Here is a 15,577-nt window from a genome sequence, read left to right on the forward strand (position 1 = left end):
TATTAATCTAATTACTATATAAAAAAGGAGAATTTTATGAAAAAGTTACTATCCTTCTCAATTGCCTTGCTTTCAATCACAACACTAGTTGCTTGTTCTGGACATAAGGCGGAATCAAAGGTCCCAGAAGAAAAAATTGAACAGAAGCAAATCAAGTTTGATGAGAAGTTGTTTAAAGAAGCTGGACTCTTGCCTTTTAAAAATGAGAAACAACTAGAACTTGGGGAATTGGATTCTAAATCACGCGCAACGGGTGCTCATATTCAACTTAAGGACAGCGATGAGCCAACTGAGAAGAGAGAGCCTAAGATAAGTTATAACCCAGTTGGTTGGCACAACTATAATTTTTATTATGGAGATGGCTCTAAAAAGGCTTGGTTGATGAATCGTGGTCATTTGATTGGGTACCAGTTTAGTGGATTAAACGATGAAAAGAGGAATCTGGTTCCAATGACTAACTGGCTCAATGCTGGAAATTATTCTGGAACAGATGACCAAAACCAAAGTAGCATGCTTTATTATGAAAATCGATTGGACTCTTGGTTGGCCAATCACCCAAACTATTATCTTGACTACAAGGTGACCCCAATCTATCAGAAAGATGAATTGATTCCGAGACAAATTGAATTGCAGTATGTGGGAATAGATGAAACCGGCAAACTCTTGGAAATCAAATTGGGTGGTAGTAAAGAAAAGGTTGATCAGTATTCAGTGACGCATGTCGTTTTAGACAATGTTTCAGCTAATGCTGAAATCAATTATTTGGATGGTACTGCTAAGAATACAGTTGAAGATGCAAAGATAAAAGAAGAAAAAGAAAAGGCTAAGAAGGAAGCTGAGGAAAAAGCCAAGAAAGAGGCAGAAGAAAAAGAAGCAGCTGAAAAGAAAGCAAAAGAAGAAGAACAGGAAAAAGCTCGTCAAGCCGCACAAGAACAGGAAGAAAGCCAGGAATCAAACTCGCAATCAACAAATTCAGGTGGCTACTTTAGAGATAAAAACGGAAGATGGCACAGACCAAATGGTAAATTTGCTTCCAAGAAAGAAATCAGAGAAGCCGGATTGCAGTGGTAGGATGAATTTAGTAGATATACAGTCAAAAAGCCGTTGGAAAACGGTTTTTTGTTATAATTAAATGAAGAATGTAGAATTAAAGGAGAACATCATGACTTTTGAAGAAATCCTGCCTGGGTTAAAGGCCAAGAAAAAATATGTACGAACTGGTTGGGGAGGGGCTGAAAACTATGTCCAACTCTTTGACACTATCGAACAAAACGGGGTTGCACTTGAAGTGACGCCTTATTTTCTAATCAACGTGTCTGGAGAAGGGGAAGGTTTTTCCATGTGGAGCCCGACACCTTGTGATGTTTTGGCGACGGATTGGGTAGAAGTGTATGACTAGACGTGTATTGATTACGGGAGTAAGTTCAGGGATTGGTCTGGCTCAAGCACGACTCTTTTTAGAGAATGGCTATCAAGTTTATGGAGTTGACCAAGGTGAAAATCCACTCTTAGAGCGTGATTTTCACTTTTTACAGAGAGATTTGACCTTGGACTTGGAGCCAATTTTTGACTGGTGTCCTCAGGTGGATGTCTTGTGCAATACTGCTGGAGTTTTGGATGATTACAAACCACTTTTGGAACAATCAGCGCAGGAAATTCAAGAGATTTTTGAAATCAACTATGTGACTCCTGTTGAGTTGACTCGCTATTATTTGACGCAAATGCTGGAAAATAAAAAAGGAATCATCATCAATATGTGTTCGATTGCTTCAAGTCTAGCTGGCGGAGGTGGTCACGCCTATACCTCGTCTAAGCACGCCTTAGCTGGCTTTACCAAGCAGTTGGCTCTAGACTATGCTGAGGCTGGTATTCAGATCTTTGGGATTGCTCCAGGGGCAGTCAAGACAGCTATGACCGCTGCGGACTTTGAACCAGGTGGCTTGGCTGACTGGGTAGCTAGTGAAACGCCAATCAAGCGCTGGATTGAGCCAGAGGAAGTAGCAGAAATTAGCCTTTTCTTAGCAAGTGGAAAAGCGAGCGCCATGCAAGGACAAATCCTGACCATTGATGGTGGCTGGTCTTTGAAGTAGGAGGAGTTGGATAGAAATCAAAAAACACTTTGGAGTCTATGCTGTTTGCTTTGAAAATGGGAAGTTACTCTGCATTGAAAAAACGAGGGGCCCTTATCAACATCGTTATGATTTACCCGGAGGCAGTCAGCAACTTGGTGAAGGACTGACGGAAACGCTGATTAGAGAAGTTATGGAAGAGACGGGCTTTACCGTTAGAAGCTACTCTAATCCTCGAATCTACGATGTTTTCGTCAGGGAAGAGTTAACAAATTTTATGGTTCACCATATCATGGCATTTTATGATATTGAAGTCAACGAGAAGGCACCTCAAGTCACGATTTCTGAAGCTGTCTCTGATGGTGCGAATGATTCACTCGGATATGTTTGGATAGATATTCAAAAAATCACAGAAGAAAATGCATCGCCACTAGTCTTGAAAGTTAAGTCTGAATTATTAGGATTTCCAGAACTGGACAAGACTTCTTACATGAATTGGAAGGTGAATGATGAGAAACCAACTTGTCCTTAGTGGAGAACAAATTGTTGAAAAAGTTTATCCTCAGTTATTGGACCACGTCGGTATGATTCGTGGAGAATATTTGTTGAGAGAGCTTAATCAAAACATCCTATTAGCAAGTTGTCAGCAATTTATAAAAGATTATCTAGATACCATTTGCTCCTTGTACTCAGATGAAGAGGTTTGGTATCGTTTTTCAGAGTTAACAAATACAGAAGCTAATTGTCTAAAGGGGACTAAAGAGCATTTTGATGAAAATCATCCCTTGTTTGGTTATAGAGGAACTAGGCGCTTGCTGGCGTGTCCGGATGAATTTCAGGCTGAGGCAAATGTCGTTACAGAAATTTATCAAACCAATCCCAATCTGTCTGTTATTTTTCCTTTTGTCAATGATGCTGAGCAGTTAAAGCAAGCTATTACAGTAATGCGTGAGCATGGTTTTACTGGGAAAATCGGCACAATGATTGAATTGCCGTCAGCTTATTTTGACTTGGACAGAATAATAGAAACTGGTATTTCAAAGATTATAGTTGGAATGAATGATTTGACTTCTTTTGTTTTTGCGACTATAAGAAACAGTCAATGGCATGATATGGAAAGTCCAATTATGTTAGATATGCTGAGAGATATGCAGGATAAAGCAAGGGCGAAAAAAATTGACTTTGCTGTAGCAGGCTATCTGAATGATTCTTTCATACAAAAAATGAATCAGATGGGTATCAAATGTATTATCCACTACAGTTCTATTCCAGAGATTTTTAATTTAGAGATTGATCATCCAGACCATCTCAAACGTATAAAAGAAGTAAGTAAAAAATTACAAAGGAGCAACCCATGACACCGCAAGAAATGTGGAATGCATACAAGAAAATCAATCCCTCGATCGGAGATGAGATCGATGCTTGGGCTTTTGGAGTGGAAGCCGATCTCTTGGCAGATTTGGTTTTAAGAGGCGAAAAGACTGCAACAGCATCAGCCTACGACCTCTATGCACTAGAAGCCGAGTCTCTTCCTCAAGAAGGAACTTTTGATGTCATTTTAGATAGTCAAAATCAGGCTGTCTGTATTGTCGAAATTACAAAGGTTTCTGTCCAGCCCTTCAATCAAGTTTCTGCTGAACATGCTTTTAAGGAAGGGGAAGGTGACAAATCCCTAGCCTATTGGCGTCAGGTTCATGAGGACTGTTTCGCCGAGTGGCTGAGAGAGGCAGGACTGACTTTTACACCTGATAGCAAGGTTGTTTTAGAAGAATTTCGCAAAGTCTACCCACTGTAGACTGCTATAAGGAAGAAAGTTTTGGAAATCACCGTCCAATCCTTTTTTCTCAAGCAAAACATGATATAATAAGTTTGTTTGAATAAGAGTAAAACTCTTAAACTTAGAATAGGAGAAAACTATGCAAGCAGTTGAACATTTTATTAAGCAATTTGTTCCTGAACATTATGATTTATTTTTAGACTTGAGTCGTGAGACCAAAACGTTTTCTGGTAAGGTGACCATTACTGGTCAAGCACAGAGTGATCGTATTTCCCTTCACCAAAAGGATTTGGGAATCACTTCTGTAGAAGTCGCGGGTCAAGCTCGTCCATTTACAGTTGACCATGACAATGAAGCCCTTCATATCGAATTGGCTGAGGCTGGTCAAGTTGAAGTGGTTCTTGACTTTTCTGGTAAAATCACAGACAACATGACAGGGATTTACCCTTCTTATTACACAGTTGATGGTGTCAAGAAGGAAGTCTTGTCTACTCAGTTTGAAAGCCATTTTGCGCGTGAAGCCTTCCCATGTGTGGATGAGCCAGAAGCTAAAGCAACTTTTGACCTTTCTCTACGTTTTGACCAAGCGGAAGGTGAAGTGGCCTTGTCGAACATGCCAGAAATCAATGTTGAAAACCGCAAGGAAACAGGCATCTGGAAGTTTGAGACAACACCTCGCATGTCTTCTTACTTATTGGCCTTTGTAGCTGGTGATTTGCAAGGGGTGACTGCTAAAACTAAAAACGGTACCCTCGTAGGTGTCTACTCAACCAAAGCCCACCCACTATCTAACCTTGATTTCTCACTAGACATCGCCGTTCGCTCAATCGAGTTTTACGAAGATTACTACGGAGTTAAATACCCAATCCCTCAATCTCTCCATATCGCCCTCCCTGACTTCTCAGCTGGTGCCATGGAAAACTGGGGTCTTGTGACCTACCGTGAAGTTTACTTAGTTGTGGATGAGAATTCAACATTTGCTAGCCGTCAACAAGTTGCTCTAGTTGTAGCACATGAGTTGGCTCACCAATGGTTTGGAAACCTCGTGACTATGAAATGGTGGGATGACCTCTGGCTTAATGAAAGCTTCGCTAACATGATGGAATACGTCTGTGTGGATGCCATTGAGCCAAGTTGGAATATCTTTGAAGACTTCCAAACAGGTGGTGTTCCAGCTGCGCTTAAACGCGATGCGACGGATGGCGTTCAGTCTGTCCATGTCGAAGTCAAACACCCAGATGAAATCAATACGCTCTTTGATGGCGCTATCGTCTATGCTAAAGGAAGCCGTCTCATGCACATGCTTCGCCGTTGGCTCGGTGATGCTGATTTCGCTAAAGGCTTGCATGCTTACTTTGAAAAGCACCAGTACAGTAATACCATTGGTCGTGACCTATGGAATGCTCTTGGTCAAGCGTCAGGCCGTGATGTCGCAGCCTTCATGGATTCTTGGTTGGAGCAACCTGGTTACCCAGTTCTCACTGTTAAAGTTGAAAATGACGTCTTGAAGATTTCACAAAAACAATTCTTCATCGGTGAGCACGAAGACAAGAACCGTCTCTGGGTGGTGCCACTCAACAGCAACTGGAAAGGCTTGCCAGATACACTCGAAACTGAAAGTATCGAAATCCCTGGCTATGCCGCTCTTCTTGCTGAAAATAAAGGAGCCCTTCGTCTCAACACTGAAAATACAGCCCACTACATTACAGACTATCAAGGAAACTTGTTAGATGCTGTTCTTGCTGAGCTAGAGACACTTGATAACACAAGCAAACTACAAATCGTTCAAGAACGTCGTTTGTTGGCTGAAGCAGGGCACATTTCTTATGCGGACTTGCTCCCAGTCCTTGATAAACTTGCTAAGGAAGAGTCTTACTTGGTAGTTTCAGCTATTTCTCAAGTGATTTCAGCCCTTGAGCGCTTTATTGATGAAGGAACGGATGCTGAAACAGCCTTCAAAGCACTGGTTGCTAAATTGGCTCGTCACAACTATGACCGTCTTGGTTTTGAAGCCAAAGATGGAGAATCAGATGAGGATGAATTGGTTCGTCAGTTGACCATTTCCATGATGATTCGCTCCAATGATGCAGAAGCTAGTCAAGTCGCTAGCCAAATCTTTGCAGCTCACAAGGAGAACCTTGCAGGACTTCCAGCAGCCATCCGTGCTCAAGTTCTCATCAATGAGATGAAACACCATGAGACCAAAGACTTGGTTGCAACTTATCTGGACCTCTACACTCATGCGACAGATGCGGTCTTCAAACGCCAGTTGGCTGCGGCTCTTGCCTATAGTACAGATGCTGACAATATCCAAACCTTGATTCGTTCATGGAAGGATAAATTTGTGGTGAAACCACAAGACTTGTCTGCTTGGTATTACCAGTTCCTAGATCATCAAACAACTCAAGAAACTGTTTGGGTATGGGCGCGTGAAAACTGGGACTGGATTAAGGCAGCCCTTGGTGGGGATATGAGCTTTGATAGCTTTGTTATCCTACCTGCCCATGTATTTAAGACAGAGCAACGCTTGGCAGAGTACAAGGAATTCTTTGAGCCACAGCTCTCTGACCTTGCTCTTAGCCGTAACATTCGTATGGGTATCAAGGATATCGCAGCACGTGTTGACTTGATTAAGCGTGAAAAAGTAGCAGTCGAAGCTGTTGTAGCCCAATATGCCAAAGCTTAATCCATTCGAAATGTAAATAAAAAACTCAACTTTCTATCTGAAAAGAAGAGAGAGTTGAGTTTTTTTTAAGGCAATTTTGGTATAATAATCATAACAAGGAGGAGTTTCTGATGATAAAAATTCTATTAGTGGAAGATGACCTAGGCCTGTCAAACTCAGTATTTGACTTTTTAGATGATTTTGCAGATGTCATGCAGGTCTTTGATGGAGAAGAAGGTCTCTATGAAGCTGAAAGTGGCGTCTATGACTTGATTTTGCTTGACCTGATGTTACCTGAAAAAAATGGTTTCCAGGTCTTGAAAGAGTTGCGCGAAAAAGGAATCACGACACCAGTCCTTATCATGACTGCTAAGGAAAGTTTGGATGATAAGGGACATGGTTTTGAGTTGGGAGCGGATGACTACCTCACCAAACCTTTCTACCTAGAAGAACTCAAAATGCGGATTCAAGCCCTTCTCAAGCGTTCAGGCAAGTTTAACGAAAATACCTTGACCTATGGGGATGTTGTCGTCAACCTTTCAACGAATGAAGTGAAGGTGGAAGATACTCCTGTGGAACTACTCGGAAAAGAGTTTGAGTTATTGGTTTACTTCCTTCAAAATCAAAATGTCATTCTTCCCAAGACACAGATTTTTGACCGTCTATGGGGATTTGATAGTGATACGACTATTTCCGTTGTAGAAGTCTATGTTTCAAAAGTTCGTAAGAAACTGAAGGGAACAGCCTTTGCTGAAAATCTTCAAACCTTGCGTAGTGTCGGGTATATTTTAAAAGATGTTCAATAAACTAAAAAAAACATGGTATGCGGATGATTTCAGCTATTTCATTCGAAACTTTGGAGTGTTCACTCTGATTTTCTCTGCTATGACCTTGATTATCCTCCAGGTCATGCACTCGAGTCTCTACACTTCTGTAGATGAAAAACTACAAGCCCTTAGCACTAGCCCTCAAGCTGTTATCCAATTAGCACTTAATCGGGCAACTGAAGAAGTCAAAGATATTCAACCAGCAACAGCGGATGCCAGCAAGGCTGAAATCAAACCCAATGTCAGCTCCAATACGGAAGTCTTGCTCTTTGATAAGGATTTTAACCAACTCTTACTGGGCAATCGCTTTTTAGGTTTGGACAAGATCAAGCTGTACAAGAAAGAGTTGAATCACATTCGGCAAATTCAAGTTGTCAATAGCTACGGTCAGGAAGAAACCTACCGGATGATCTTGATGGAAACCAATTCATCCACTGTTTCAAGTAATGTCAAATATGCGGCGGTTTTAATCAATACTAGCCAGCTTGAGCAAATCAGCCAAAACCACGAGCATTTAATTGTTGTAGTCATGGCTAGTTTCTGGCTTCTGTCTTTAATTGCCAGTGTTTACCTGGCACGTGTCAGTGTCAAACCTTTACTGGAAAGTATGCAAAAGCAGAAGTCCTTTGTAGAAAATGCGAGTCACGAACTGAGAACGCCTTTGGCTGTTTTACAAAATCGTTTAGAGACTCTCTTTCGAAAACCAGAAGCGACGATTATGGAATCCAGCGAAAGCATTGCTTCTAGTCTTGAAGAAGTTCGCAACATGCGTTTCCTCACGACCAATCTTCTCAATCTTGCACGTCGAGATGATGGAATCAAACCTGAAATAGCAGAAGTTTCTCCACAATTCTTTAAAATAACCTTTGCTAACTATGAGTTGATTGCTTCTGAAAATGATCGTGTTTTTGAATATGAAAATCGGATTTATCGTCCCTTCATGACCGATCAGTTGCTCCTAAAACAGCTCATGACTATCTTGTTTGATAATGCTATCAAGTATACTGAAGAAGATGGAAAAATTGAGTTTGTGGTCCATGCTACGGACCGCCACCTCTATCTATCCGTAACGGATAACGGAATTGGGATCTCAGCTGCCGATAAGAAGAAAATCTTTGACCGCTTTTATCGTGTAGACAAGGCGAGAACCCGTCAGAAAGGCGGTTTTGGTCTGGGACTATCTTTGGCCAAGCAGATCGTAGATGCCTTACGAGGAACGATTACCGTTAAAGATAACAAGCCTAGAGGAACAATTTTTGAAGTTAAGATTGCTATTCAATCTCCTCCCAAACGTAAGAATAAATAAAAAGACAGTTTTAAAACTGTCTTTTTTGATAACTAGAAAAGAGGTTAGTACCACTACCAACCTTTATTTTGAAATTTTTCGTTTAATGATCTTTCGTTGGAGTTGGAGGAGTACCAAACTTGCCCCCATAGCAGCAACAAATGATAAAGCCGTGTTCAATTTTAAGGCTAAAAAGATAAAACTAAAAAACACCATAAAAATACAAAAACAAGCAATATTTACAAAAAATAAAATCTCTTTTAAATTGGAGCTAACAGGAGCTTCCAGTGTATAGTCTTGATAAAGCGGAGTTTGATTCGATTCGGGAGTTTGTTCAAACTCATAAGCTTCTAATTTTCTTGCGGGCATGATTCTCTCCTTAACAGTACATAACTATTTTATCATTTTTTATGTAGAGAATTATTACAGAATTGTTACAAAACTACTAAACTCTCTTATCATCTTCTAAGTCGCTCTTCTTGACACCCACTAGGGAAAATGGTAGCATGGACGTTACACTTAAAACAGATGACCTGACCTTCTCTATTATAAATATACTGAGTAAGGAAGGGATAACTTATATAAATTGATAGCAAGCTGAGGCTTTTTCCTAAGATGATTTGTTGAGTTGCTACCTGGATACTTTTGAAGAGTATTGGTAGGAGTTGTTTTGAATGGATGGAAGGACAGAGATTCTGTCTATTGGACTGGGTAGCCTTCTTGCTACCTCTGGGGAGAGTTAAAGGAGATAAGCATGTATCTTGCTATCAAAGAAATAGTACGAAACAAACTGCGATATAGTTTGATTCTAACTACCATTTTTCTTATCGCTTTTATGGTCTTTTTTATGACCAGTCTAGCTCTTGGTCTTGTGCGGAACAACCGGGCCGCTATTGATAATTGGCAAGCGACGGGTGTCGTTTTATCCGACTACGCAAATGATAATTTGACAGCATCCTTTATTCCTGAAAAGGACTACAAGGATAAGAGTTCTAAAGAGGTTGCTCCACTGGGCTATATGTTCGCTGTGACCAATCTAGTCGATGGTAGTGAAAAGGTCCATGTTTCCATTTTTGCTCAAGACTGGGACGCTTTTATCTCACCTAGTTTGACGGAGGGTCGTTATCCTGAAGGAGATGATGAGGTTGTCGTGGATCAGTCCTTTGAGAACTATGGGATGAAGCTAGGTGATGCCATTCAGCTCAATGGAAGCGAGGCAAGTTACAAGATTGTAGGCCTGACTCAAGGAAATAAATTTTTCACAGAGCCTGTTGTCTTTACGAGTCTGACAACTTATTGGACCTTACAAGGAACCTTGAAAGCCAATCGTTCCATCTCTGCCTTGGTATTGAAAAATGATATAGAAGTGACTGGCGATGGTCTAAAACAGATTTCCATTCCAAAAATGATATCAAAAATTCCTGGTTACACACCTCAGGTGAATGTATTTTCAGGGATGATTCTTGCTATGATTGTCATCACAGGCTTGATTGTGGGGATTTTTGTTTATATTATTACCATCCAAAAATTAGGACTTTATGGAATAATGCGGGCTCAAGGAATACAGATCAAAACCATTGTATGGTCTCTTTTTTGTCAAGTCTTTCTCCTAGCTGGTATGGGGATTGCTTTAGCCTTGCTGGCAATCGGAGGAGTGATTTTAGTCTTACCAGCTACCTTCTTTTTCTATCCAAGTTGGATAGCTTACTCTGTCCTAAGTTTGGTAATTTCCTTGATGGCCCTTCTAGGTGGTGTCATTTCACTTCCACGCTTGCTAAAGGTAGATCCGATTACTGCGATTGCAGAATAATAAGGAGAATAGTATGACAACATTGATTGAAATGACTCAAGTGACAAAAACCTACGGGGAAAGAAAGATGAAAGTCGTTGCCCTGCATGAGACGAATTTTCAGCTAAATACGGGAGAGTTCGTAGCTATTGTTGGGCCTTCTGGCTCTGGCAAGACAACCTTTCTAACAACTCTAGGACAACTTCAGGAAGCATCGAGTGGAAAGATTCTAGTAAAGGGGAAGGAAACAGGCAGTTTGACGGAGAAGGAGAAAACAGACCTCCGTTTTAGAGAGTTTGGTTTCATTCTTCAGGCTTCAAACCTAATTCCTTTTCTAACAGTCAAGGAACAGCTGGATTTGATTGACAGACTGGATAAGGGGAAAAATAGTAAAAGTGACCGAAAAGAGCTGTTTGACTTGTTGGATTTGGAAAAAGTAAAAGATCATTATCCAAAGGCTTTATCAGGTGGCGAACGTCAACGTGCGGCGATAGCTAGAGCGCTCTATAACAATCCAAGTATTGTGCTTGCAGATGAGCCGACAGCCAGTCTAGACACCGAGCGTGCTTACCAAGTAACGGAGATGTTGGCTACCATTGCTCATGAACAAGGTAGAGGAGTTGTCATGATTACACATGATACTCGTCTTCTTGATAAGGTTGACCGTATTTATGTCATGAATGATGGCCACCTAGTTGAAGAAACACATGCATAAAATAGAGTGAATAGTACAAGTTACTGTTCACTTTTTGATTGGGAAAGATAGAAATAAGTTTAACTTTTTGTGAAACTCTCAGTATTCATAGATGATTTTTGAGAAATGTGGTATAATTTTTCTTATGGAAAAGATTATTATTACAGCAACTGCTGAAAGTATTGAACAAGTTGAACAACTACTCGAAGCTGGCGTAGATCGTATCTATGTTGGTGAGAAAGATTTTGGCCTTCGTCTGCCAACGACTTTTAGTCATGACCAATTGCGTGAGATTGCTAAGTTGGTTCATGATGCAGGTAAGGAATTAATCGTTGCGGTTAATGCCCTCATGCACCAAGATATGATGGACCGAATCAAGCCTTTCCTAGACTTCTTGGAAGAAATCAAGACAGACTATATTACAGTAGGAGATGCAGGTGTCTTTTATGTGGTCAACCGTGATGGCTATTCCTTTAAGACCATTTATGATGCTTCAACCATGGTGACAAGCAGTCGTCAGATTAACTTCTGGGGTCAAAAGGCAGGGGCCTCTGAGGCGGTTTTGGCGCGTGAAATTCCATCTGCTGAACTCTTCAAGATGCCTGAGATTTTGGAAATTCCTGCTGAAGTGTTGGTTTATGGAGCTAGTGTCATTCATCATTCTAAGCGTCCACTCTTGCAAAACTACTATAACTTCACGCACATCGATGATGAAAAGACACGTAAACGTGACCTCTTCTTGGCAGAACCGAGTGACCCTGAGAGCCATTACTCTATCTTTGAAGATAATCATGGTACCCACATCTTTGCAAATAACGACCTTGATTTGATGACCAAATTGACAGAATTGGTGGAGCATGGTTTTACTCACTGGAAACTTGAGGGACTTTACACCCCAGGTCAGAATTTTGTAGAAATTGCTAAACTCTTTATTCAAGCGCGTGGCTTGATCCAAGAGGGGAATTTCAGCCATGACCAAGCCTTCTTGTTAGATGAGGAAGTGCGCAAGTTACACCCTAAAAACCGTTTCCTCGATACAGGATTCTATGATTACGATCCTGATATGGTTAAATAGAACACCAAAACCCGAAATAAAAATGTTCGGGTTTTTCAAGTGTATTCATGAAATAAAAACGGATACATGTTATAATAGATGTAGCTTTCTATTGGAGGTATTTAAGTGGAGAATCTGAAAAAGATGGCAGGTATCAAGGCTGCTGAGTTTGTCAAGGATGGTATGGTAGTCGGTCTGGGAACTGGCTCTACTGCCTATTATTTTGTCGAAGAAATTGGTCGTCGGATGAAGGAAGAAGGTTTGCAGATTACTGCTGTGACAACTTCCAGTGTGACCAGTAAACAGGCTGAAGGACTAAACATCCCGCTCAAGTCGATTGATCAAGTGGATTTTGTCGATGTGACGGTTGACGGGGCGGATGAAGTAGATAGCCAGTTTAACGGAATCAAAGGCGGTGGTGGTGCCCTTCTGATGGAGAAGGTTGTCGCAACGCCCTCAAAAGAATACATTTGGGTGGTAGATGAAAGCAAACTGGTTGATAAACTAGGTGCTTTTAAATTGCCTGTGGAAGTGGTTCAGTATGGCGCAGAACAGGTTTTTCGTCGTTTTGAGCGAGCTGGCTACAAACCAAGTTTCCGTGAAAAAGACGGTCAGCGTTTTGTAACCGATATGCAGAATTTTATCATTGACCTAGCCTTGGATGTCATTGAAAATCCGATTACTTTCGGGCAAGAATTGGACCATGTCGTTGGTGTCGTAGAGCATGGCTTGTTCAACCAAATGGTGGATAAGGTCATCGTTGCTGGACGAGACGGGGTTCAGATTTTAACTTCAACAAAAGCAAGATAACTAAGATAGTAAGGAGACAGACTATGTCAAAATTTAATCGTATTCACTTGGTGGTACTGGATTCTGTGGGAATCGGTGCTGCTCCAGATGCTAATAACTTTGTCAATGCAGGGGTTCCAGATGGTGCATCTGACACACTAGGACACATTTCTAAAACAGTTGGTTTGAATGTGCCAAACATGGCTAAAATCGGTCTAGGAAATATTCCTCGTGAAACTCCTCTAAAGACTGTACCAGCTGAAAGCAATCCAACAGGATATGCAACAAAATTGGAAGAAGTTTCCCTTGGTAAGGATACCATGACTGGTCACTGGGAAATCATGGGACTCAACATTACCGAGCCTTTCGATACTTTCTGGAACGGATTTCCAGAAGAAATCCTGACAAAAATCGAAGAATTTTCAGGACGTAAGGTCATTCGTGAAGCCAACAAACCTTACTCAGGAACAGCTATTATCGACGATTTCGGACCACGTCAAATGGAAACTGGGGAGTTGATTATCTATACTTCAGCTGACCCAGTTTTGCAGATTGCTGCCCACGAAGACATCATTCCTTTGGATGAATTGTACCGTATCTGTGAATACGCTCGTTCGATTACCCTTGAGCGTCCTGCCCTTTTAGGTCGTATCATTGCCCGTCCATATGTTGGTGAACCAGGTAACTTCACTCGTACAGCAAATCGTCGTGACTTGGCAGTATCTCCATTTGCACCAACTGTTTTGGATAAATTGAACGAAGCTGGTATCGATACGTACGCTGTTGGTAAAATCAACGATATCTTTAACGGCGCTGGTATCAACCATGACATGGGCCACAACAAGTCAAACAGCCATGGAATTGATACATTATTGAAGACCATGGGACTTGCTGAGTTTGAAAAAGGATTCTCCTTCACAAACTTAGTTGACTTTGATGCCCTTTATGGACACCGTCGCAATGCTCATGGTTACCGTGATTGCTTGCATGAGTTCGATGAGCGTTTGCCTGAAATTATCGCTGCCATGAGAGAAAATGATCTTCTCTTGATTACTGCTGACCATGGAAATGACCCAACCTATGCTGGAACAGACCACACTCGTGAATATATTCCACTTTTAGCTTACAGTCCTGCCTTTAAAGGAAATGGTGTCATTCCAGTTGGGCATTTTGCAGATATCTCAGCAACAGTTGCGGATAACTTTGGTGTTGAAACTGCCATGATTGGTGAAAGTTTCTTAGATAAATTGGTATAAGATGACGCGATATGCTATACTTGTTCGGGGCATTAATGTAGGTGGGAAAAATAAAGTTGTCATGGCGCAACTTCGTCAAGAACTGACAGAGTTGGGACTGGAAAAGGTTGAAACCTACATCAACAGTGGCAATATTTTCTTTACTTCGACAGACTCCAAAGCCCGATTGGTTGAAAAGTTAGAGTCTTTCTTTGCAGTCCATTATCCATTTATTCAGAGCTTTTCCTTGCTGAGTCTTGAGGACTTTGAAGCGGAAATTGAAAATCTACCTGAATGGTGGACCAAAGATCTGGCTCGAAAAGATGTCCTCTTTTATACAGAAGGCTTGGATGTGGATCAAGTCATTGAGAAAGTTGAAAGTTTGGAACTGAAAGATGAAGTGGTTCATTTTGGAAGACTTGGGATCTTCTGGGGGAAGATCACTGAAGAATCCTACTATGCAACTGCCTATCACAAGCACCTGCTCAAGATGCCTTTTTATCGCCACATCACCATTCGCAATGCAAAAACCTTTGACAAAATCGGTCAAATGCTAAAAAATAATAAAGGAGACACACAATGACATTTTTAGATAAGATCAAGGAAACAGCTGCTTTCCTGAAAGAAAAGGGAATACTAGCACCTGAGTTCGGTCTAATCCTTGGATCAGGACTTGGAGAATTGGCAGAAGAAATCGAAAATCCAGTTGTAGTAGATTATGCAGATATCCCAAACTGGGGCCGCTCTACAGTAGTCGGACACGCTGGGAAATTGGTATATGGTGAACTTGCAGGTCGCAAGGTCTTGGCCCTTCAAGGTCGCTTCCATTTCTACGAAGGCAACCCTCTTGAAGTCGTGACTTTCCCAGTTCGTGTAATGAAAGTCCTCGGATGTGAAGGTGTCATTGTAACCAATGCAGCTGGTGGTATTGGCTATGGTCCTGGTACTTTGATGGCTATCTCAGACCATATCAACATGACCGGGCAAAATCCATTGATGGGTGAAAACTTGGATGACTTTGGTCCACGTTTCCCAGATATGTCTAAAGCCTACACACCAGAATACCGTGCTACTGCCCATGAAGTGGCAAAAAAACTTGGTATCAAGCTTGATGAAGGTGTCTATATCGGTGTAACTGGTCCGACTTATGAAACACCTGCAGAAATTCGTGCCTATAAGACATTGGGAGCAGATGCAGTTGGTATGTCCACTGTTCCTGAAGTTATTGTGGCCGCCCACTCAGGATTGAAAGTTCTCGGTATTTCATGTATTACTAACCATGCTGCAGGTTTCCAAGAAGAACTCAACCACGAAGAAGTTGTGGAAGTAACTGAACGTGTCAAAGGTGACTTTAAAGGCTTGCTGAAAGCGATTCTTGCTGAATTGTAATCCT

At 41.3% G+C, this 15,577-nt stretch carries 17 protein-coding genes; 16 read left to right on the forward strand and 1 reads right to left on the reverse strand.

What is annotated here, in order from left to right; genetic code table 11:
• Nucleotides 1-36: 36 nt before the first annotated feature.
• From NML69_RS02625 to NML69_RS02665, 9 genes are all read left to right on the forward strand, one after another.
• Nucleotides 37-1,071 (forward strand): DNA/RNA non-specific endonuclease, encoded by a 1,035-nt coding sequence (locus NML69_RS02625; protein WP_254725221.1) that lies wholly within the window; start codon nucleotides 37-39, stop codon nucleotides 1,069-1,071.
• A 91-nt stretch (nucleotides 1,072-1,162) separates the two neighbouring features.
• Nucleotides 1,163-1,399, forward strand: coding sequence for a DUF2829 domain-containing protein (locus NML69_RS02630; RefSeq protein WP_033684947.1), 237 nt, complete (start codon nucleotides 1,163-1,165; stop codon nucleotides 1,397-1,399).
• The gene (locus tag NML69_RS02635; RefSeq protein WP_254725222.1) at nucleotides 1,392-2,090 is read left to right on the forward strand and encodes a 3-oxoacyl-ACP reductase; all 699 of its coding nucleotides are present in this window, start codon (nucleotides 1,392-1,394) and stop codon (nucleotides 2,088-2,090) included. The genes NML69_RS02630 and NML69_RS02635 overlap by 8 nt, the downstream gene beginning before the upstream one ends.
• A gap of 10 nt (nucleotides 2,091-2,100) precedes the next feature.
• A complete protein-coding gene (locus tag NML69_RS02640) occupies nucleotides 2,101-2,601 on the forward strand; it encodes an NUDIX hydrolase (RefSeq protein WP_254725323.1) in 501 nt (166 codons plus the stop codon).
• Complete coding sequence (locus NML69_RS02645) at nucleotides 2,579-3,427, forward strand: putative PEP-binding protein (protein WP_254725223.1); 849 nt, start codon at nucleotides 2,579-2,581, stop codon at nucleotides 3,425-3,427. The genes NML69_RS02640 and NML69_RS02645 overlap by 23 nt, the downstream gene beginning before the upstream one ends.
• Nucleotides 3,424-3,864, forward strand: coding sequence for an ASCH domain-containing protein (locus tag NML69_RS02650; RefSeq protein ID WP_254725224.1), 441 nt, complete (start codon nucleotides 3,424-3,426; stop codon nucleotides 3,862-3,864). The genes NML69_RS02645 and NML69_RS02650 overlap by 4 nt, the downstream gene beginning before the upstream one ends.
• Nucleotides 3,865-3,985: 121 nt before the next feature.
• Entirely contained in the window at nucleotides 3,986-6,532 is a 2,547-nt protein-coding gene (locus tag NML69_RS02655) for a M1 family metallopeptidase (RefSeq protein WP_254725225.1), read from the forward strand.
• Nucleotides 6,533-6,642: 110 nt separating this feature from the next.
• Entirely contained in the window at nucleotides 6,643-7,317 is a 675-nt protein-coding gene (gene ciaR / locus NML69_RS02660; RefSeq protein ID WP_000590635.1) for a two-component system response regulator CiaR, read from the forward strand.
• Nucleotides 7,307-8,644 (forward strand): cell wall metabolism sensor histidine kinase WalK, encoded by a 1,338-nt coding sequence (locus NML69_RS02665; protein WP_254725226.1) that lies wholly within the window; start codon nucleotides 7,307-7,309, stop codon nucleotides 8,642-8,644. The genes ciaR and NML69_RS02665 overlap by 11 nt, the downstream gene beginning before the upstream one ends.
• A gap of 63 nt (nucleotides 8,645-8,707) precedes the next feature.
• Here NML69_RS02665 and NML69_RS02670 read toward each other — a convergent pair whose 3' ends face one another.
• Complete coding sequence (locus tag NML69_RS02670; RefSeq protein WP_254725227.1) at nucleotides 8,708-8,992, reverse strand: DUF3270 domain-containing protein; 285 nt, start codon at nucleotides 8,990-8,992, stop codon at nucleotides 8,708-8,710.
• A gap of 385 nt (nucleotides 8,993-9,377) precedes the next feature.
• Here NML69_RS02670 and NML69_RS02675 point away from each other — a divergent pair, with 385 nt between their 5' ends.
• The 7 genes from NML69_RS02675 to NML69_RS02705 all read left to right on the forward strand — a co-directional run bounded on the left by NML69_RS02675 (nucleotide 9,378) and on the right by NML69_RS02705 (nucleotide 15,573).
• On the forward strand, nucleotides 9,378-10,433 hold the full coding sequence (locus tag NML69_RS02675) for an ABC transporter permease (RefSeq protein ID WP_254725228.1): 1,056 nt from the start codon (nucleotides 9,378-9,380) through the stop codon (nucleotides 10,431-10,433).
• Between the two features lie 13 nt (nucleotides 10,434-10,446).
• Nucleotides 10,447-11,127, forward strand: coding sequence for an ABC transporter ATP-binding protein (locus NML69_RS02680; RefSeq protein ID WP_254725229.1), 681 nt, complete (start codon nucleotides 10,447-10,449; stop codon nucleotides 11,125-11,127).
• 124 nt (nucleotides 11,128-11,251) lie between these two features.
• On the forward strand, nucleotides 11,252-12,181 hold the full coding sequence (locus NML69_RS02685; RefSeq protein ID WP_254725230.1) for a peptidase U32 family protein: 930 nt from the start codon (nucleotides 11,252-11,254) through the stop codon (nucleotides 12,179-12,181).
• A 105-nt stretch (nucleotides 12,182-12,286) separates the two neighbouring features.
• On the forward strand, nucleotides 12,287-12,970 hold the full coding sequence (rpiA, locus tag NML69_RS02690; protein WP_254725231.1) for a ribose-5-phosphate isomerase RpiA: 684 nt from the start codon (nucleotides 12,287-12,289) through the stop codon (nucleotides 12,968-12,970).
• Nucleotides 12,971-12,993: 23 nt separating this feature from the next.
• The gene (locus NML69_RS02695) at nucleotides 12,994-14,205 is read left to right on the forward strand and encodes a phosphopentomutase (protein WP_049549987.1); all 1,212 of its coding nucleotides are present in this window, start codon (nucleotides 12,994-12,996) and stop codon (nucleotides 14,203-14,205) included.
• 1 nt (nucleotide 14,206) lies between these two features.
• Entirely contained in the window at nucleotides 14,207-14,767 is a 561-nt protein-coding gene (locus NML69_RS02700) for a DUF1697 domain-containing protein (protein ID WP_049549988.1), read from the forward strand.
• A complete protein-coding gene (locus tag NML69_RS02705; RefSeq protein WP_038806187.1) occupies nucleotides 14,764-15,573 on the forward strand; it encodes a purine-nucleoside phosphorylase in 810 nt (269 codons plus the stop codon). Before NML69_RS02700 ends, NML69_RS02705 begins: the two co-directional genes overlap by 4 nt.
• The last annotated feature ends 4 nt before the right edge of the window (nucleotides 15,574-15,577 follow it).

Source organism: Streptococcus sp. CF8-6, from assembly GCF_024295845.1.
GTDB classification, from domain to species: domain Bacteria; phylum Bacillota; class Bacilli; order Lactobacillales; family Streptococcaceae; genus Streptococcus; species Streptococcus oralis_BO.